Origin of the sequence: Thermoactinomyces sp. CICC 10735 (assembly GCF_016055175.1) — a bacterium.
GTDB lineage: Bacteria > Bacillota > Bacilli > Thermoactinomycetales > Thermoactinomycetaceae > Thermoactinomyces > Thermoactinomyces vulgaris.
This window is the reverse complement of the sequence record NZ_JAECVT010000002.1, coordinates 328,890-348,110: the sequence shown is the minus strand read 5'-3', so window position 1 is coordinate 348,110 and position 19,221 is coordinate 328,890. Positions and strand designations below refer to the sequence as shown.

The window sequence follows — 19,221 nt, the reverse complement described above, 5'->3', positions numbered from 1 at the left end:
ATGAAACAACATGATCTTTCGCCCAAACAGCATATTATCGGTTTCCTGTTGTCACTCCTTTTGACCTTTGCCGCACTCAGTGTGACGCTCAAAGCGCCGTTTTCCGAGTCTGTCAAAATCACGGTGATTTTTGCTCTGGCCTTCGTGCAATTCATCATTCAGCTCATTTTCTTCATGCACCTCACCGAAGGAAGAGTGAAATTCTTTCAGGTTATCAACATGTGGTTTGCCGTTTTCATTGCGGTGGTTGTGGTGGCAGGTTCCGTTTGGATCATGCTTTATAATACAATGCATTTGTAAAAATGAGGGATGACTCACCGGCTGGTGGGTCTTTTTTTCGCTTTAAACGTTCATATGATCGTTTGCATGATCATTTTGCATTGACTAAAATGAGAAGGCATCGAAAAAAAGATGGAGGGATATTATGGCAAACCCCAAAAAGCTTTCAGACACAGTCAAACTGGCAAACGGTGTGGAAATGCCCCGGTTGGGACTGGGGGTTTGGAAAGCCAAAGACGGTGAAGAAGTGCAAAACGCAGTCAAAGCGGCAATTCAAACCGGATATCGGTTGATTGACACGGCAGCGGTTTACAAAAATGAGGAAGGTGTCGGAAAAGCCATCAAAGAATCCGGGGTATCAAGAGAAGACCTGTTCATCACCACCAAAGTTTGGAATGATGACCAAGGTTATGAGTCGACGCTTCAAGCTTTTGAAGAAAGCCGCAAGAAACTGGGGTTGGAATATATTGATCTTTATTTGATCCATTGGCCGGTGAAAGGGAAATATAAAGAAACCTGGAAAGCCTTGGAGAAACTTTACGAAGACGGATTGGTCAAAGCGATCGGGGTCAGCAATTTCCAAGTTCACCACTTGAAAGATTTACTGTCGGATGCCAAAGTCAAACCCATGGTGAACCAAGTGGAGTTTCATCCCTATTTGACCCAGAAAGAACTGCTTTCCTATTGCAATGAGGAAAACATTCAATTGGAAGCATGGAGTCCTCTGATGCAAGGCGAAGTGGTCCGGGTGGATGTGATCAAGGAGTTGGCGGAAAAATACGGAAAAACCCCGGCCCAAATCGTATTGCGCTGGGATTTGCAGCACGGGGTCGTGACCATTCCCAAATCAGTCAAAGAGCATCGGATCCAAGAAAACGCAGATGTGTTTGACTTTGAGTTGAGCCGGGAAGATATGGACAAGTTGGATGCACTGAACAAGAATCACCGGTATGGTCCGGATCCGGACAACTTTGATTTTTAATCCGGCCGCCGCGGGAGGGGAAAAACGTTTGGCCAACAGGCGGATCAAAAAACGGATCCGCCTGTTTCTTTTTTTATGTTTACGGAGGAATCAAAAGTGTATTGGGATGCGCATATTCATTTGGAGAAATACGAGGATTCGGAAATAGAGCGGTTTTTATCCGACGCACGGTTGGAAGGGGTGATCGCGGTGTCGATGGATCTTCCGTCCAGCCGGCGCACGTTGCAACTGAAGAAAAGATTTCCGGGCAAGGTTTTTGCCGCTTGCGGTTTTCATCCGGAACAGCCGCCTTGTTTTGACCGTGACAAGTGGTTTTCATTTCTGAATGCCCACCGGGAGGAGATCGATGCCATCGGTGAAGCGGGGCTTCCCTATTATCTGGAACGTGAGCGGAAAAAAGAAGGAAAGCCATTTGACAAGCCGGCATATCTCCACATCTTGCAAACCCTGTTGAAATGGGCGGATGAGTGGGACAAGCCGGTGATTTTGCACGGGGTGCATGAAGACGTGCCGCTGATTTGCGACTTGCTGGAGGAAACTTCCATCCGCCGTGTTCATTTTCATTGGCTGAAAACCGATCCGGAGACGTTAAAACGGATGGAGAAGTCCGGATATTATGTTTCTTTTACGCCAGACCTCCTTTACAATGAAAAAACGCGTCAAGTGGCCCGGAGTTATCCGCTGGAGCGGATCATGGCCGAAACCGACGGTCCCTGGCCTTTTGAACATCCATTTGCAGGCAAGCGAACCGAACCCCCGATGGTTTGGGCGGTTTTGAAAGAGCTGGCCCGGTTGAAAGGATTGCCGTTTGAAAAAGTTGCCGGGCAAGTGCGGGAAAACACCCGGCGCTTTTTGCGGATTTCATGAAAAGAGTCCCTTTTTTTGAAAAAGAGACTCGCGAAGCAGCGGATATTATTTATTCATAGAGTTCCGGCCGGCGGTCCGTGAAGACCGGAATGGTGGAACGGACTTTTTGCACCAAGGACAAATCCAGATCAGCAAAAAGAATTTCTTCGTCTTCTCCGGCTTCTGCAATCACTTCTCCCCACGGATCCACCACCATGGAATGGCCGGCGAATGTATTGTTCGGATCTTTTCCCGTCCGGTTGCAAGCGACGACATAACATTGGTTTTCAATCGCGCGGCTGATTAAAAGGTGACGCCAGTGAGAAAGCCGCGGCCCGGGCCATTCGGCCGGCACAAACAACACATGGGCGCCGCGGAGCACCATTTTCCGGATCCATTCCGGAAAGCGGATATCATAGCAAATGGCTGCCGCACACAACAGGTCGCCCCATGGGAAGACCCCTTCCTGATCGCCGGCTTTCAGATATTTTTCTTCTTCCATCAGACGGAATAAATGCACTTTCTTGTATTCCCCCGTCTGCTTGCCGGCAGGATCGAAGGCATACAATGTATTATACGTACCGGTTTCCTCCCGGTTGGAAACGGAGCCGCCGATGATGGCCACTTGATGTTTTCGGGCGAGATCCCGCAAGAAGGCTTTGTTGGTTTGACCGTGGTCATCCGCGATTTCATCCAGCCTTGTCAAATCGTATCCGGTGTCCCAAAGTTCCGGAAGCATGATCAAATCCGGTTGTTGTTCCATCGCCTGCGCGACTTTTTCCTCCACTTTTTTCCGGTTGGCTTCCGGCCGTCCGTAGGCAATGTCCATTTGAATCAAGGCAACGGTTTTTTGCATGGTTTTCCTCCAGATCCTTTGACAGATTTTCTTTTAACATATAACATAATTCAATATATTTTCAAGAATATTTGGATAGACGGGATGTGGTCAGGATGGAGAGATTTGAACAAGCTGATGCCTTAAAACGATTGCCGGAGCAATTTTTTGCCAAACTGGTCCGAAAAGTGGGGAGGGCGGTTGAAGCGGGTCATGATGTGATCAATCTGGGACAGGGAAGCCCGGATCAACCCACACCTCCCCATATTGTCAAGGAACTGCAAGAAGCGGCTTCAAATCCCAAGTACCATAAATACCCGCCGTTTCACGGTTTTTCTTTTTTAAAAGAAGCCGTCAGCCAATTTTATGATCGCGAGTACGGGGTACGGCTGGCTCCGGAGAAAGAAGTGGCGGTGTTGTTCGGGGGAAAAACCGGATTGGTTGAAATTTCGCAGTGTTATTTAAATCCGGGGGATGTGGCATTGGTTCCCGATCCGGGGTATCCGGATTATTGGTCGGGAATTGCCTTGGCCGGCGGCCGGATGTACATGATGCCCCTTTTGAAAGAAAACGGGTTTTTGCCGGATTACGGGCAAATCGACCGCGAAAGTGCGGACCGGGCAAAATTGATGTTTCTCAATTATCCCAATAATCCGACGGGTGCTTTGGCCCATGCGGCGTTTTTTGAAGAGACCGTGCGTTTTGCCAAACGGCATCATGTTTTGGTGGTTCATGATTTTGCTTATTCCGCCATCGGTTTTGACGGGCAGAAACCCCGCAGTTTTTTGCAAACGCCGGGGGCCAAAGACGTTGGCGTTGAAATTTACACCATGAGCAAAACTTACAACATGGCCGGCTGGAGAATCGCTTTTGCTGTCGGGCATGAAGAAGTGATCCGGTCCATCAACCTGATCCAGGATCACTTTTATTGCAGCTTGTTTGGCGGCATTCAACAAGCAGCGGCCAAAGCGCTTTTGGGGCCGCAAGACTGTGTGCGTGAATTGGTCGGGATGTATGAAAGAAGGCGGGATCTCTTTATCCGTCATTTGAGGGAAATCGGCTGGAAGGTGGAAGCACCGCAAGGCTCCTTCTTTTGCTGGTTTCCGGTCCCCGAAGGATATGATTCGGAGACGTTTTCCGATCTGTTAATCGAAAAAGCGCACGTGGTCGTCGCTCCGGGCGTGGGCTTTGGACAGCAGGGAGACCGGTATGTCCGGGTCGGATTGTTGACCTCGGAAGAACGTCTGCAAGAGGCGGCTCACCGGATCGGCCGGTTGGGGATTTTTTAAAAAGGGCCAATGGAAAAAGGGCGTTTTCCCCGGGAAGCCCCTTTTTATTCTGCGGGGATTAAGCCCTTTTTTGCGTTTTCCAATCCCAACCGGCTTCGGTGTGAAATACCGGCGGGCAATGTGATGAATCAAAGTGTTTCAAACAACGTTCGCAAAGCAAAATGTTTTTTCCCTCCAAAACAAAACGCGCTTCATATTTGGCTTCCTCTTTCCCGCAATGTTCACACAAGTATCCGTTATGATTCATGGCAGGTGTCCTCCTTCACAGCAAGATAAATCATAATATTTTATAAATACTATATATTCCCTTATTTTTTCAATCGAAACCATTAATTTTTTGACAAATGACGGGCTTGACCGGTTAATTTGTTGGAAAAGGTTCGGTTGTGGTATGATTTGATTAAAAAAGAGGGAGAAAAAATGATCCAACAACAACGACTCGACCGGTTGACGGACTGGCTGAAAGCCGGAGGAATCGATGCGGCTTTTGTCCATTCGCCGGAGAATGTATATTATTTCACCAACTTTATGTGCCACCCCCATGAACGATTGTTGGGGTTATTTGTGTTTCCAGAAGCGGAATCTTTTTTGGTTTGTCCGAAAATGGAAGAACAAGCCGCGAGGGAAGCAGGTTGGACCGGTCACGTGATCGGCTATGATGATGCGGAGGACCCGTGGGCATTGATCCGTGAGGAGTGGAGCCGCCGTTCTTTCAAAAACCGTCTAAATATCGCGATCGAAGAACATGTGGTTTCCTACGCAAGGTCCCAAGAACTTCAAACCCTGGCGGAAGAAGTCCGGTTTTGCTCCTTGGACGAAACGCTGAACCAATTGCGTTTGGTCAAAGATGAGCGGGAACGGCAGATTTTGAAGGAAGCGGCCCGCTTGGCGGATGAAGCGGTGCAAGTCGGGATTGAGCATTTAAAAGAGGGTTGTACGGAGATGGACATCGTGGCACAAATTGAACTTGCCATGAAGAAAAAAGGCGTCGCCGCCATGTCCTTTCCCACCATGGTGTTATTTGGCGAGAAAACCGCATTGCCGCACGGAAATCCGGAGTTGAACCGCCTGAAAATAGGGGATTTGGTATTGTTTGACCTGGGGGTCGTCTGGAACGGATATTGTTCGGACATCACCCGGACGGTGGCGTTTGGATCGGCCGGTTCCAAACAACGGGAAATTTATTTGCTTGTCCAGGAAGCGCAACAAGCCGCCATCGATGCGGCACGGCCCGGTGTGCGCATGGGTGATCTGGATCAAATCGCCAGGAAAAAGATTTCCGATGCCGGCTATGGGGCTTATTTCACGCACCGGTTGGGGCACGGGCTCGGAATCAGTGTTCATGAATATCCTTCCCTTCACGGGAAAAATGACCATCCTCTGAAAGAAGGAATGGTGTTTACCGTTGAACCGGGGGTTTATGTTCCCGGAGTCGGCGGGGTCCGGATTGAAGACGATGTTTATATTGCCAAAGACGGCGCGGAACTGTTGACTTCCTTCCCCAAAGACCTGATCTTTGTGTGAGACTTTCAAGGGTTGTTCACTGGTATTGGTTTTGATTCTTGTTAAAATGGATTTATTAACAAACGAAGGTGGAAGCTGAAAGTAACGAACCATTGATGCAGATGATTTCATATTAAAAAGACAGGTGATGAAAAATGGCACGACATCATTTTCATTTGAAGGCAAGCTGGGATGGAGGCAGAAACGGGCAAGGCACGATTGAAGCGGGAAACTTGAAACAGACGATTTCCATTCCAAAAGAGATGGACGGCCCCGGTGTCGGAACCAATCCGGATGAAATGTTGATCGGTGCGGCCGCCACGTGTTATCTCATCACGTTGGCGGCGATGATTGAAAGAGGAAACATGCCGGTTCGTGAATTGTCGCTGGAAACCGAAGGCATTGTCCATGTGGATAAAAAATTCACCTTTGAAGCGATCATTCATCGCCCGAAATTGATTTTGGAAGAAGGAACGACGGACGAAGAGCTGAAAAAAATCGAGCGGGCGGTGGAGTTGGCCGAAAAGAATTGCATGATTTCCAATGCGCTTCGGGGGAATGTACGGTTGGAAGTGGAAGCGGAGGTCGTCAAGCATTAGATAAGCCGGTTTCATTCATGTTTATTTCTTCTATTTGTAGTATGTTATAATGAAATCGAATTGTTGATAAGGTTCGGTTTTTTATTTCGAGAAAAAATCAGAGCGGCTGGCTTTGAAACATATAGTCAATGAGGAGTGGAGATATGCTGCAAACGGCATTGGACTTTCTGGAGAAATGTGGCGTATGGGGGCTTTTTGCAGCAACGGCGATTGAAGCTTCATCACTTCCGTTTCCCGGGGCGACTTTTGTTTTGATTTACGGGTATTTGATGGATGTGAGTACGTGGCAATTGGTGGCGATCAGTGCGCTAAACAGTCTGGTTTACGTCGTGTTCAGTTTGATTCCTTATTATATCGGGAAATATTTGGGGAATTTAACCCAGAAGAAATTTGATGAGAAAAAAGTGAAAAAAGCCCAGGAATGGTTCCAAAAGTACGGAGAGTGGAGCATCACCCTGACACGTCCCACCGGATTTGGGAATTATATCTCTTATATATCCGGCATCAGCGATATTTCCATCTGGCGGTTCGGGCTTTTGAGTTATCTGGGTGTGTTCCCGTGGAATACGCTTTTGTTGTTTATCGGAAATTACGGGAGTTTGGAAACGGTTGAACATTTTCTTGCCATGACCCGAAAAGTCGGAGTGATGATCACCATTATCCTGGTGTTCGCTGTAGCCTTTATTTTGTGGTATTACTTAAAAAAAAACAAAGAACAGAAACAACACATCTGAAAAAGAATGCAGAAAATGAATGACGGATTCGGCGGTGACGATGACGGATGCACCCTGTCAGATGGAAAAAATTGAAAGGATTTGAGAATAAAAAGGAGCGGGAATATCCCGCTCCTTTTTCCTCAGGGCATCGATTGGGAACGGACCGGAATGGTTCGTGCCTCGAACTTTTTCAGCGGATAAGAGACAAAGGTGGCAACGGTGCTGGCGACTGCGGCGATGATATAAACCCATTGCACGGAAAAGTGGTCGGCAACCCAGCCCATCAAAAAGCAGGAAGTGCCGTATGCAACACAACATAACGCATATTGCGCCGAAAATACTTTCGGCATGGTGTCCAGCGTGGTGTGGAGTTGATACAGTGTCTTTTTGGCCACGCCTTTTGCCTGATAGGGAAAACCGAGCAAAAAGATGGTGATGAGCGAAATGACAGGGAACGTGACGAAACCGAAAATGAGTTTGAACAAGATGGAAGCAAAACCTGAAAATATTAATATTTTGTATAATCTTTTTTCAATGGAGTGGCTGTAACGAATCACCAACATTCCGCCGATCATCGTGCCCAAAAAGTAACTGCTGTTGATAAACCCCCACCAGGTATGCTGCTCGTGCAACACTTTGTCGACAAAAGTCAGGGTGATGGCGCCGATCCATACCGATGAAGCGGTGTAATCGAGAAAATCGATCGCTGCAAGCCTTTTCAGAACCGGATGATTGAATAACAGCTGCCAACCCTCTTTCATCGCTTTCCGGTGAGATGTTTTTTCAGCCGAAACCCTTTCTTTGTGATGGGGATCATGAATGAAAAACAAAGAAAGGGTGGAAATGAGAAAACAAACGGCAGTCAGCCAAAGCACCTGATGGGCCCCAAGCAATTCAACCAACAACCCTCCGGCTCCCCAGCCGACCAGCAAGACGGTTTGGTCCGAAGTGGATAAAAGGCCGTTGGCTTTCACCAGTTGCTCTTTGGTGACCAGACGCGGAACCAGTGAATTTCTTGCCGGGTTGGTCCATCCGTCAAAAAAAGCAAGGAGAATGATAAACAGCCAAATGACGAGCGTCAATGACGCGGAGTCCTTCCACCAATCGATGCTCAAGATCAAAAGTCCCAACAAAAGGGTCTGGCTCCCTTGGGAAGTGATGAGCAAAGGGAGCAGCCGGTAACGTTCCAGTAACAGAGGCGAGATGATGCCGCTGATAAACTTGGCGATGATGCGAATGACCGGGATGAAAGCTGATATCGCGGCAGATCCCGTCTTTCCGTAAATCAGGGTGACAATGGCCAGCATGTAAAATGAATCCGCCAAATTAGCCAAAGATTGTCCCAACCACAAAAATTTGAATGAGTATGAATAATCCATCGCCTGAACCTCATGGAATATATTTTTTGTAAAAAGATTTGCTATACAAATAAAATTATAACATTAGCAAGGGCGGTGTACCAGCGATTTATCCGATGATTTGGTTGAATGTGCTTGGGACTCGAAGTAAAATCGAAATGGAAAATCGCAAAAAAATTAGGAGGATCGGTATGCGTTCCAGATATGTGATTGAACGGGTCGGTGAACTTTTGGAGGATAAAGGGTATAATGTGATAGATCAAGATGCGGATGAAGTGATTGCATGGTTTCAATATTTATCCGATGCCGATTTGTTCCTAGCCGTTTTGGAGGAACAAGAGAAAATCGGGAAAGAGCAAGAAGCGAATTTGGACCGGTGAGGAGTTTTTGAAAACAGTTTTATGCCTGTGATATATTATTTGCCGATAAGCTTTGAATGGACGGTGTAGCCTTTGTTGAAACAAATGATACCTGATTTGTATGTTCAATCGATCTATGAGATTGATTTTGCCGCACTGAAAAAGCGCAATATCAAGGCAGTCATTGTGGATTTGGATAACACCTTGGTGGAATCGACACGCCCCGATGCCACCCCGGAGTTGGTGGAGTGGCTGAAAGAAGTGCAACAAATGGGATTAAAAGTGATGATCGTATCCAATAATACCAAAACCCGGGTTTCCCAATTTGCTGATCCGCTTGGAATCCCTTATATTCATGCGGCCAAAAAACCGTTTTCTGCTGCGTTTCGCCGCGCGCTCAAAGAGTTGGGGGTTTCCAAACAGGAAACGGTTGTGATCGGGGATCAGTTGTTGACGGATGTGCTGGGCGGAAACCGGATGGGCTTTTTCACCATCTTGGTGGTGCCGGTTTCCGAAGTCGACGGGTTTTTCACGCGAATAAACCGGAGGGTCGAACGGTTTGTCTTTCATTTGTTGGAAAAGAAGGGGTTGATTCCCTGGGATATTCATAAAAGTTGAAAAGAAACGGACAAGAAAGGAGTCAGATGATTGGATTCAGAAACGAAACATTGTGAAGGATGCGGAATTGCCCTGCAAACCGAAGATCCGGATCAAGCGGGATATATCCCTGAACAAGCGTTGACGCGGGAAGTGGTTTTGTGCAAACGTTGTTTCCGGATTCGCCATTACGGGGAAATGGCCAAAGTGGAACAAGATCCGGATGCGTATCTTCATCGCCTGGACGAAATTGCCCGCAGTGAGGGCTTTGTGGTATGGGTGGTGGATCTGTTTGATTTCGCCGGAAGTTGGATTCCGGGATTGGCTCGCCGGATCGGAAATCTTCCGGTTTTGATTGCGGCCAATAAAGTGGATTTATTCCCGCCCAGCGTGAAACGGGAACGGCTTAGGGGATGGATTTTTCAGTCGGCAAAAAAGTTGGGGATTCGTCCGGTGGATGTGGTGTTGATCAGTGCAGAAGTTGGGATTGGCATCCGGCAGGTGATGGAAGCGATTGAATTTTACAGAGATCACCGGGATGTCTACATGATCGGAACGACCAACGTGGGAAAATCGACCCTGATCAATCAAATTCTGAAAAAAGCCAAGCTCACGGAAAAAGAGATCATCACCACTTCTCCTTACCCGGGAACGACTTTGGACGCCATCCGGATCCCGTTGGAAGACAGGAAATTTTTGGTCGACACACCGGGGATTGTCCGGGAGGACCGGGTGAGCGAATGGGTGGAGCCCGGGGAATTGAAATCGGTGATTCCCCACAAAACGATCAAGCCGCGGGTGTATCAGTTGAATGATCAACAAACGTTGTTTTTCGGAGGATTGGTCCGCTTTGACTTTGTCCGGGGAAACAGACAGTCGTTTGTTTGTTATTTATCCAATCAGTTATACATTCACCGGACGAAATTGGAAAAAGCGGATGAAGTGTGGGACAAACACCGCGGAAAATTGTTGTCCCCGCCCAAACGTCCGGACAATTTGCCGCCTTTGAAAAAGCACGTGATCCATTTAAAAGGGGAGAAGAAGACGGACATTGTCATTCCCGGCTTGGGATGGGTGGCGTGTGGTAAGAATGCGGTGTGGGTTGAAGTTTATGCTCCGGAGGGGACCGGAGTGAGCACCCGTCCGTCCATTATATAAATAAAGAAAAAAGAGGGGGGAGCCCAAGTGGACAGTCAAACAGGACTTCTGGCGCTGATCGGGGATCCGGTCGGCCACTCCAAGTCACCGGAGATGATGAACCGGGCGTTAGAGAGCCATGGATTGCCTTATGTATACCTGGCTTTTCAAGTGGCACCGGAACGGTTGAAGGAAGCGGTGGATGGATTTCGGGCCCTCGGGGTGAAAGGATGGAATGTGACCATCCCTCACAAAGTGGCGATCATGAAACATTTGGACGCGATCGATGAATCGGCCCGGGCGATCGGCGCGGTCAACACCGTCGTGTGTGAAGAAGGAAAATGGGTGGGATATAATACCGACGGGCCCGGTTATTTAAGGTCGCTGAAAGAAGAGTGGGATCTTCCCTTTTCCGGGCTGAAAGCCGTGATATTGGGAGCCGGCGGGGCCGCCCGGGCGGTCGGGTATGCTTTGGCAACCGCAGGTGTTCCTGAAATTTCCATCGCAAACCGGACGGTGGAAAAAGCAGAAGCCCTGGCAAACCACTTGTCTTCGTTTACCCAAACCCGGGCTGTTTCTTTAAAAGAAGGAAAAGATGTGATTGAAAAAGCCGATTTGGTGATCAATACCACATCGGTGGGCATGCACCCCGACCGGGATGCAACACCGGTACCGGCAGAATGGTTCCACGAAGGCCAATATGTGAGCGATTTGATTTATCATCCGCGGGAGACCGCGCTGTTAAAAGGGGCCAAACAACAGGGAGCCAAGGTGCATGAAGGATTGGGCATGCTGGTTTATCAGGCGGCGATCGCCTTTGAAAAATGGACGGGCGTCCCCGCACCCGTTTCCTTGATGAAGCAAGCATTGGCCAATTCCTTAAAAGATGATTAAAGGATGAATGATGGTATGAAGGTAGGGATTTTTGGAGGCACTTTTGATCCCATCCATTTCGGGCACTTGTTGCTCGCCGAACAAGCACGGGAAGCAGCATCCCTCCATGAGATTTGGTTTATCCCTGCGGGCGAGCCCCCGCACAAGCAAGGAAAACCGGTCACCCCGGCCATGGAGCGAAAAAAAATGGTGGAGCTGGCAATCGAGGGGCATCCGCAATTTAAAGTCAATCCGATCGAGTTGATGCGCTCCGGCCCCTCCTACACGGTGGACACGATCATGGAGCTGAAAAAACAAAATCCTCATGTTGAGTTTTTTCTGCTAGTGGGGGCGGACATGGTGAAAAATTTACCAAAATGGTATAAAATAAAGGAAATTATACAAAATGTTCAAGTGATCGGTCTTGGACGCCCCGGGTTTGATCACGATGCGTTGCCGGAATATATTGAAGAACGTTTGATGTGGATTCCGGACGCCGTGGAAACCAATATTTCCTCAAGCATCATACGCGAGCGCCTCATGCTGAACCGGTCGGTTCGTTATCTTGTCCCCGATTCCGTATACAAATATATAAAGGAGCAAGGGTTGTATGGATCTTGAGTATTTAAAGCAAGCTACAAAGAAAGAGTTGCCTCAAAAAAGGTGGGAGCATACCCTTCGTGTTGCAGAAACGGCCGTTCAACTGGCCAGGCGGGAGGGAGTGGATCCGCACAAAACGGAAGTGGCTGCCATTTTGCATGATTTTTGCAAGTTTTGGCCCGGGGAAGTACTGACCGAGTGGATTTTACAAGAAAACGAGCGGCAGGACTTGCTCCTGTACAACAAAGAATTGTGGCATGGCCCCGTTGGCGCGGCCGTGGCCCGGAAACGGTTCGGGATTGAGGATGAGACGGTCTTGAATGCGATCCGGTACCATACCTCCGGCCGCCCTGACATGTCGAAAATGGAAAAGATCATTTTTCTGGCCGATTATATTGAGCCGGGCCGACAATTTCCCGGGGTGGAGGAAGTCCGGAGGATTGCGGAAAAAAGCCTGAATCTGGCCGTGCTTCAATCATTGGACAACACCATTGTCTTTTTGATCGAAAAAGGCCGGAAGGTTTATCCGCTTACACTCGATGCACGCAATCACATGCTGGATCAGATTGCCCAAAAGGATTCAAGGGAGGAATCTGTTTGAAAGTCGTGGAAATCGCTCAGTTAGCAGCCACCGCTGCCGAGGAGAAAAAAGCACAAGATGTCACGGTTCTGGATATTCGCGGATTATCCGTCTTTGCGGATTATTTTGTGATCTGTCACGGAAATTCGCAAACACAAGTTCAAGCAATCGCCACCGCAATCAAAGAAAAATTATTGGAAAACAACGTGGAACTCAAAGGGATGGAAGGTTATCAGGATGCCCGTTGGGTTCTGATGGATCTCGGTGATGTGGTTGTCCATGTTTTCCACAAAGATGATCGTGAATTTTACGGCTTGGAGCGCTTGTGGGGCGACGCCAGGCAGGTCCATGTCCAATAGGTCGGGTTTGTATGAAAAACAGGCGGTCCGTCCGCGTTGAAATTGGAGAAAAATGTTGACACGGATCTGTTTGTTTTCATATAATCTTAAAAAACAACTTTTGAATGCGACAGCGATGATGAGGAGTAGTAATTTGCCCTCTCCCGGCTCAGAGAATTGACGGATGGTGCGAGTCAATCCGGGAAGCAAATGAACTCGCCTCATTGCTCCAAAGAGGAACGCGGTCACGTCAGTACTTTTTGGCGGTTCATCCCCGTTACCGGATCCATGAGGGAGTGTTTTTTGAAACACTAATTAGGGTGGTACCGCGGGAATTTGGAAACAACCTCTCGTCCCTAGCCGAAGATGCTGGGGGTGGGAGGTTTTTTAATTGATCGCATGAAATCAGATTGATGGAGGTTTACAGGCATGAAGGAGTACTCTCCAAGGGAAATTGAAGCCAAATGGCAAGAACATTGGAGAAAAACAGAGCTTTATCAAACGGGTGAGGATACAAACAAACCGAAATATTATGTGCTGGAACAGTTCCCTTATCCTTCTGGGGAAGGGTTGCACATGGGACACACACGGGTCTATTCGATTGGCGATGTGGTGGCACGGTTCAGGCGGATGAACGGTTATAACGTGTTGCACCCAATGGGGGCGGATGCCTTCGGATTGCCGGCTGAAAACGCAGCGATCCAGCGTGGCGTGAATCCGCGGGAATGGACGCTGAACAACATGGAACGCATTCGCCGCGAACAATCGCTTTTGGGTGCTTCTTACGATTGGGACCGTTATGTGGGAACTTGTCTCCCGGATTATTACAAGTTCAACCAATGGTTGTTTTTGCTTTTCTATGAGCGTGGACTGGCTTACCGGAAAAAAGCGATGGTCAACTGGTGCCCGTCCTGCGGTACGGTTTTGGCCAATGAACAAGTGGAAGAAGGAAAATGCTGGCGCTGTGATTCGGAAGTGATCAAAAAAGAGCTGGAACAATGGTTTTTCAAGATTACCGATTATGCAGACCGTTTGCTGGAGGGACTGGACCGTTTGCCGAAATGGCCGGAACGGGTCAAAGCCATGCAACGCAACTGGATAGGCCGCAGCGAAGGGGCGCACGTCACGTTTACGGTGCCGGAGCTGTCCGATGAAAAAATCACGGTCTTCACCACCCGTCCGGATACGTTGTACGGTGTCAGTTACTTGGTGTTGGCTCCGGAGCATCCGCTGGTTCCCCGGCTGATCAAAGGAAAAGAAAACGAAGCCGGGATTCTTGAGTTTATCAACCAAACCCAAAAACAATCCGAAATTGAACGGACCAGCAACGATGCCGAAAAAGTGGGCCATCCGACAGGAGCGTATGCCCAACATCCATTGACGGGAGAGGCCATCCCGATCTGGGTGGGCAACTATGTGTTGATGGATTACGGAACGGGCGCTGTCATGGGGGTACCGGCTCATGACGAGCGGGATTTCGCGTTTGCGTCCAAATACCAATTGCCGGTGAAACCGGTCATCCGTCCGGAAAATGAGGAACTCAGCGAACCGTTGCGTGAAGCATACACCGGAGACGGCGTGTTGGTTTCTTCGGGCCAATTTGACGGCATGAAAAACCGGGAAGCCATCCATGCGATTGCGAAGTTCCTGGAAGAACGGGGACAAGGGAAATGGACGGTGAATTACCGGTTGCGGGATTGGTTGATTTCGCGGCAACGCTACTGGGGAACGCCAATCCCGGTGGTTTACTGCGATGATTGCCATATCGTGCCGGTTCCCAAGGATCAATTACCGGTTCTGCTGCCGGAAGATGTTGTTTTTGACGGGAAAAACAATCCGCTTGCCACTTCGGAAAGTTTTGTGCACACCACTTGCCCGAAGTGCGGAAAACCGGCCCGCCGCGAGACGGACACGATGGACACCTTTGTGGACTCTTCGTGGTATTTCTTGCGGTATACTGATCCGCATAATGAAGAAATCCCGTTTGCAAAAGAGAAAGCAGACCGCTTTATGCCGGTTGACGAATATATCGGCGGCATCGAGCATGCGGTGTTGCACCTGCTTTATTCCCGGTTCTTTACCAAAGTGTTTTATGATGCCGGCATGGTTTCGTTCGATGAGCCGTTTGAAAGCTTGTTGACACAGGGAATGGTGTTGAAAGACGGGTTTAAAATGTCCAAATCCAAAGGAAATGTGGTCAGTCCTTTGGAAATTGTGGAGAAATACGGTGCGGATACCGCCCGCCTCTTCATCCTGTTTGCGGCGCCCCCTGACCGCGATCTGGATTGGAGTGAATCCGGTGTGGAAGGGGTTCACCGTTTCTTGAACCGGGTATGGCGTCTGGTCGTACAGAACGAAGAGCTGTTCAAGCAACCGGTCCCGTCTGGTGCGAAAGCGGATGGCAAAACCAAAGAGTTGCGCCGTCTCTTGCATCAAACCATCAAAAAAGTGACCATTGAAATCGGGGAAAGAAACCACTTCAATACCGCGGTGAGCGCGATTATGGAGCTGGTCAACGGATTGTACCAACATGCGGGCGAAACGGATCCCGCCTTGTACAAAGAAGCGTTGGAGACGCTCGTGGTCTTGCTCGCTCCGTTTGTGCCCCATATATCGGAAGAATTGTGGTCCGTGATGGGGAAAGAAGGAAGTGTCCACCAGACAGCGTGGCCGTCTTATGATGAATCGGCGCTGGTCTTGGATGAAGTGGAATTGGCTGTTCAGATCAACGGGAAAGTGCGGGATAAAATCGTGGTGCCAACCCAGGCTTCCCGGGAAGAGATTGAAAAACAAGCGCTCGACAATGAACGGATTAAACATTGGACGGAAGGAAAAACGGTGCGTAAAGTGATCGTTGTGCCCGGAAAATTGGTGAATATTGTGGTGAAATAGATGACCACAGAAAAAACGGTTCGCCCATTTTGGCGGGCCGTTTTTTATTTGCTTTGGAAGAAGGTTTTTTTGTGGAATCATGGAATAATTTGTAAAAGCATGTCCTTTGGCGAAAACGGAAAGGGGAAGGCCGATGGTGCAATGGGAGTGGGATTTTACTTCCCGGGAAAAGAAATGGATGATCTTGTCGGGCGGTTTGGCATTGGCGTTGATCGTTTGCCTTGTTTTTATCTGGCAACAGGATGAAAACCCAAATGAATCAGCGTCTCCGCTCACTCCTTATCAGCCTGTGGAAGCGGACGCACCCGATTCGCCGGACACGGCTGAAGAAAAAAATCCATGGGTGATGATCGATGTGAAAGGAGCCGTCAAAAAACCGGGGATTTACCGTCTGGATCCGGAGTCCAGAGTGCATGACGCCATATTGAAAGCAGGCGGTGCCCGGTCCGATGCTGATTTGGACCAAGTCAATCTGGCCGAACGCCTGACAGACGGAAAAGTGGTTTACATTCCCAAAAAAGGAGAAACGCAGCAAGGGATGGCATGGATGAATCCGTCCGCAGACGGAACGGGCGGAAAAATTAACATCAATTCGGCGACGGCTGAAGAACTGCAACAATTAAACGGTGTGGGAGCCAAAAAAGCGCAAGCGATTGTGAGCTATCGTGAGGAAAACGGGCCCTTTCAAAGCATTGAAGAGATCTCCAACGTCCCCGGAATCGGAGAAAAAACACTGGAGCAGTTTCGTGAGCAAATCACTTTGTAGCTCCTTGACTTTTTATTTTGTGAATCGGTATAATGTTCATATCACTTACGGCAACAACTTCATATGGATCAGGAACGATTCTCTTATCCAGAGTGGCGGAGGGACTGGCCCGATGAAGCCCGGCAACCTCGGTGCATATCAGTGTACCGGATGGTGCCAATTCCTGCAGAAACCCCGGTTTCTGAAAGATAAGAGAAGAAGCTTGAATTTGCGTGCGATTGTGTTCAGCATAAAAGCCTCTTCTCTTATGGGAAGAGGCTTTTTTCATGATTGTCAACATCAAGGGAGGGGCAGCCATGAGATTGGAAACCAGGTTGGCGCAGATCGGCAATAAAAAAGAAAGGACCACCGGCGCTGTCAGTTTTCCGGTCTATTTTTCAACCGCCTATGAGCATATCTCCGGAAAAAGTACAGGCTATGATTATTCGAGAACCGCCAATCCCACCCGTGAGGTGGTGGAAGCCAGCATCGCCGAATTGGAAGAAGGAGATGAAGGATATGCCTGTAGTTCCGGCATGGCTGCGATTCACACCGTGATGGGATTGTTTGAAAAAGGCGACCATTTCATAGTGTCGCTGGATTTATACGGCGGAACGTACCGGTTGTTTGAACAAGTTTTGTCACAATACGGGTTGACGTTTTCTTATGTGGATTTACGCAATCCGGAAGAAATCGCGGAAGCGCTCCAGCCGAACACCAAAGGCCTTTTTATCGAATCCCCCACCAATCCGCTCATGCAGGTGGTCGATATCCGGTCGTTGTGCCGATGGGCCCGGCAAAAAAATTTGTGTGTCATTGTGGACAATACGTTTATGACTCCCTTTTTCCAAAAGCCGCTGACGTTAGGAGCCGACATTGTGATTCACAGTGCCACGAAATACTTGGGCGGGCATAATGATGTGCTGGCCGGATTGATTGTGGCCAAAGGAGAAGAATGGACCGAACGCCTGCGGTTTGTCCACAATTCCATCGGGGCGGTGTTGGGCCCTTTGGATGCCTGGTTGTTGATGCGGGGAATGAAAACATTGGCGCTCCGGATGCAAAAACACCAGGAAAATGCACACAAGCTGGCCAAATTTTTGGCCGCACATCCCCAAGTGGAACAGGTTTTTCATCCGGCCTTCGATCCGGCCGGGCGAAAAATCCTGGATGAACAGGCGGAGGGATACGGAGGCATGATTTCATTCCATGTGAAAGATCCGGATCAAATCCCCTTTATCCTTAATCATTTGAAGATTATTACTTTTGCGGAGAGTTTGGGCGGAGTGGAAAGCCTGATGACTTATCCGGTCACCCAAACGCATGCCGATATTCCCGAAGAGGTGCGGAAAAAGGCAGGCGTGACCGACCGGTTGCTTCGTTTGTCGGTGGGGATCGAACATGCTGACGATTTGATGGATGATTTGGTTCAAGCTTTCCGACAAGCCGCTTCAAAGACGAAATAAAGAGAGGAGATAGATGATGAACTTTGAAACGCAACTGCTTCATAACGGAAATGAAGTCGATCCTGTAACCGGGGCAGTGGGGATTCCTCTTTATCAGTCATCCACCTTTCATCAAAATGTGGACCGGCCCGGGGAATTTGATTACACCCGTTCGGGAAATCCCACAAGAAAAGCGCTGGAGGACACCATTGCCAACTTGGAAGGCGGTGAACGGGGATTTGCCTTTTCCTCCGGGATGGCTGCCATCTCCACGGTGCTGTTGCTCTTCTCGCGCGGGGATCATCTGATTGTTTCCCGGGATGTTTACGGGGGAACGTTTCGTGTCCTGACACAAGTTTTCCGGCGGCTGGGCATTGAAACGACGTTTGTCGATACCACCCGGACCGGGGAAGTCGAACAAGCCATCCGGCCCCAAACCAAAGCGATCTATGTGGAAACCCCGTCCAATCCCCTGCTTAAGGTGAGCGATTTAAAAGAAATTATCTGGTTGGCAAAAAAACACCGATGTTTGACCATTGTGGACAACACCTTTTTAACGCCTTATTACCAACAGCCGCTGAAGTTGGGAGCCGATATCGTCATTCACAGTGCGACGAAATTTATCAGCGGACACAGTGATGTGCTGGCCGGGTTGGTGGTGGCCAAAGACAAAGAGATGGCGGAACGGCTGGAACTGTTGCAAAATGCGTTTGGTGCCGTATTGGGCGTCCATGATTCCTGGTTGGTGTTAAGGGGTCTGAAGACATTGAAAGTGCGGTTGGAACAATCCACGCAAAGCGCGGAAAAAATCGCGTTGTGGCTGAATCAGCATCCATTGGTGGAAAAAGTTTATTATCCCGGCCTCCCGTCAAATGAATGGCATGATTTGCAATGCCGGCAGGCGACTGGGCACGGAGCGGTTCTCTCTTTTGATGTGGGCAGCAAAGAAAAAGCCCGGCAAGTGTTGAAACGGGTCCAACTGCCGGTCGTTGCCGTCAGCCTCGGAGCGGTTGAAAGCATCTTGTCCTATCCCGCGGTGATGTCGCATGCTTCCATGCCGCCGGAAGCAAGGCAAAAGCGCGGCATCACCGACGGTTTGTTGCGGCTTTCGGTCGGATTGGAAAATGCGGAGGACCTGATTGGCGATTTGGCCGCTGCCCTTCAAGAAGAAACGGTTGTTTCTTTTTCTGGAAAATAATACGTCTTTTTCGGGAGACGTTTTTCTTTCAGCCGTCATCATGTAAAATG

At 48.9% G+C, this 19,221-nt stretch carries 21 protein-coding genes, 1 riboswitch and 1 other annotated feature; of the genes, 18 read left to right on the top strand and 3 right to left on the bottom strand.

The genetic code is table 11. The annotated features are described in order from the left end of the window. From qoxD to I8U23_RS04945, 3 genes are all read left to right on the top strand, one after another. Complete coding sequence (gene qoxD / locus I8U23_RS04955; protein WP_037994618.1) at positions 1-300, top strand: cytochrome aa3 quinol oxidase subunit IV; 300 nt, start codon at positions 1-3, stop codon at positions 298-300. A gap of 124 nt (positions 301-424) precedes the next feature. Then, positions 425-1,261 carry an aldo/keto reductase gene (locus I8U23_RS04950; protein ID WP_037994617.1) on the top strand — a complete coding sequence of 279 codons (837 nt, stop codon included), beginning with the start codon at positions 425-427 and terminating at the stop codon, positions 1,259-1,261. A gap of 96 nt (positions 1,262-1,357) precedes the next feature. After that, positions 1,358-2,128, top strand: coding sequence for a TatD family hydrolase (locus I8U23_RS04945; RefSeq protein ID WP_049720365.1), 771 nt, complete (start codon positions 1,358-1,360; stop codon positions 2,126-2,128). A gap of 49 nt (positions 2,129-2,177) precedes the next feature. Here I8U23_RS04945 and I8U23_RS04940 read toward each other — a convergent pair whose 3' ends face one another. Then, positions 2,178-2,963, bottom strand: a complete 786-nt coding sequence (locus tag I8U23_RS04940) for a carbon-nitrogen family hydrolase (protein ID WP_121874196.1) — start codon at positions 2,961-2,963, stop codon at positions 2,178-2,180. Between the two features lie 95 nt (positions 2,964-3,058). Between I8U23_RS04940 and I8U23_RS04935 the strand changes: the two genes are divergently transcribed. Further along, a complete protein-coding gene (locus I8U23_RS04935) occupies positions 3,059-4,231 on the top strand; it encodes a pyridoxal phosphate-dependent aminotransferase (RefSeq protein WP_198050795.1) in 1,173 nt (390 codons plus the stop codon). 58 nt (positions 4,232-4,289) lie between these two features. Here the strand turns inward: I8U23_RS04935 and I8U23_RS04930 are convergent, their stop codons facing one another. Further along, positions 4,290-4,478, bottom strand: a complete 189-nt coding sequence (locus I8U23_RS04930; RefSeq protein ID WP_037994609.1) for a hypothetical protein — start codon at positions 4,476-4,478, stop codon at positions 4,290-4,292. A gap of 173 nt (positions 4,479-4,651) precedes the next feature. Here I8U23_RS04930 and I8U23_RS04925 point away from each other — a divergent pair, with 173 nt between their 5' ends. The 3 genes from I8U23_RS04925 (at position 4,652) to I8U23_RS04915 (ending at position 7,067) form a co-directional block, all read left to right on the top strand. After that, the gene (locus I8U23_RS04925; protein ID WP_198050794.1) at positions 4,652-5,755 is read left to right on the top strand and encodes a M24 family metallopeptidase; all 1,104 of its coding nucleotides are present in this window, start codon (positions 4,652-4,654) and stop codon (positions 5,753-5,755) included. A 134-nt stretch (positions 5,756-5,889) separates the two neighbouring features. Beyond that, entirely contained in the window at positions 5,890-6,333 is a 444-nt protein-coding gene (locus tag I8U23_RS04920) for an SACOL1771 family peroxiredoxin (RefSeq protein ID WP_037994607.1), read from the top strand. A gap of 143 nt (positions 6,334-6,476) precedes the next feature. Further along, positions 6,477-7,067: a DedA family protein gene (locus tag I8U23_RS04915; protein WP_198050793.1), complete on the top strand. Its 591-nt coding sequence runs from the start codon at positions 6,477-6,479 to the stop codon at positions 7,065-7,067. A 122-nt stretch (positions 7,068-7,189) separates the two neighbouring features. Here I8U23_RS04915 and I8U23_RS04910 read toward each other — a convergent pair whose 3' ends face one another. Further along, positions 7,190-8,428, bottom strand: coding sequence for an MFS transporter (locus I8U23_RS04910; RefSeq protein WP_198050792.1), 1,239 nt, complete (start codon positions 8,426-8,428; stop codon positions 7,190-7,192). Positions 8,429-8,598: 170 nt separating this feature from the next. Here I8U23_RS04910 and I8U23_RS04905 point away from each other — a divergent pair, with 170 nt between their 5' ends. From I8U23_RS04905 to I8U23_RS04855, 11 genes are all read left to right on the top strand, one after another. Further along, positions 8,599-8,787 (top strand): hypothetical protein, encoded by a 189-nt coding sequence (locus I8U23_RS04905; protein WP_037994601.1) that lies wholly within the window; start codon positions 8,599-8,601, stop codon positions 8,785-8,787. A 75-nt stretch (positions 8,788-8,862) separates the two neighbouring features. Next, the gene (locus I8U23_RS04900) at positions 8,863-9,384 is read left to right on the top strand and encodes a YqeG family HAD IIIA-type phosphatase (RefSeq protein ID WP_037994600.1); all 522 of its coding nucleotides are present in this window, start codon (positions 8,863-8,865) and stop codon (positions 9,382-9,384) included. 30 nt (positions 9,385-9,414) lie between these two features. After that, positions 9,415-10,521 (top strand): ribosome biogenesis GTPase YqeH, encoded by a 1,107-nt coding sequence (gene yqeH, locus I8U23_RS04895; protein WP_037994599.1) that lies wholly within the window; start codon positions 9,415-9,417, stop codon positions 10,519-10,521. A 27-nt stretch (positions 10,522-10,548) separates the two neighbouring features. Further along, positions 10,549-11,394: a shikimate dehydrogenase gene (aroE, locus tag I8U23_RS04890; RefSeq protein ID WP_037994597.1), complete on the top strand. Its 846-nt coding sequence runs from the start codon at positions 10,549-10,551 to the stop codon at positions 11,392-11,394. A 15-nt stretch (positions 11,395-11,409) separates the two neighbouring features. Beyond that, a complete protein-coding gene (locus I8U23_RS04885) occupies positions 11,410-11,994 on the top strand; it encodes a nicotinate-nucleotide adenylyltransferase (RefSeq protein ID WP_037994596.1) in 585 nt (194 codons plus the stop codon). Further along, complete coding sequence (gene yqeK / locus I8U23_RS04880) at positions 11,984-12,574, top strand: bis(5'-nucleosyl)-tetraphosphatase (symmetrical) YqeK (RefSeq protein WP_037994595.1); 591 nt, start codon at positions 11,984-11,986, stop codon at positions 12,572-12,574. Before I8U23_RS04885 ends, yqeK begins: the two co-directional genes overlap by 11 nt. Further along, complete coding sequence (gene rsfS, locus I8U23_RS04875; RefSeq protein WP_206759997.1) at positions 12,571-12,912, top strand: ribosome silencing factor; 342 nt, start codon at positions 12,571-12,573, stop codon at positions 12,910-12,912. Before yqeK ends, rsfS begins: the two co-directional genes overlap by 4 nt. Positions 12,913-13,018: 106 nt before the next feature. Continuing rightward, positions 13,019-13,252: a binding site (T-box leader), on the top strand. Between the two features lie 68 nt (positions 13,253-13,320). After that, positions 13,321-15,783 carry a leucine--tRNA ligase gene (leuS, locus tag I8U23_RS04870; RefSeq protein ID WP_049720363.1) on the top strand — a complete coding sequence of 821 codons (2,463 nt, stop codon included), beginning with the start codon at positions 13,321-13,323 and terminating at the stop codon, positions 15,781-15,783. 133 nt (positions 15,784-15,916) lie between these two features. Next, positions 15,917-16,549, top strand: a complete 633-nt coding sequence (locus I8U23_RS04865) for a helix-hairpin-helix domain-containing protein (RefSeq protein ID WP_049720362.1) — start codon at positions 15,917-15,919, stop codon at positions 16,547-16,549. 80 nt (positions 16,550-16,629) lie between these two features. After that, positions 16,630-16,744, top strand: a riboswitch (SAM riboswitch). Positions 16,745-16,845: 101 nt separating this feature from the next. Continuing rightward, the gene (locus tag I8U23_RS04860) at positions 16,846-17,994 is read left to right on the top strand and encodes an aminotransferase class I/II-fold pyridoxal phosphate-dependent enzyme (RefSeq protein WP_082240634.1); all 1,149 of its coding nucleotides are present in this window, start codon (positions 16,846-16,848) and stop codon (positions 17,992-17,994) included. A gap of 16 nt (positions 17,995-18,010) precedes the next feature. After that, entirely contained in the window at positions 18,011-19,171 is a 1,161-nt protein-coding gene (locus I8U23_RS04855; RefSeq protein ID WP_121874199.1) for an aminotransferase class I/II-fold pyridoxal phosphate-dependent enzyme, read from the top strand. Positions 19,172-19,221: the final 50 nt, after the last annotated feature.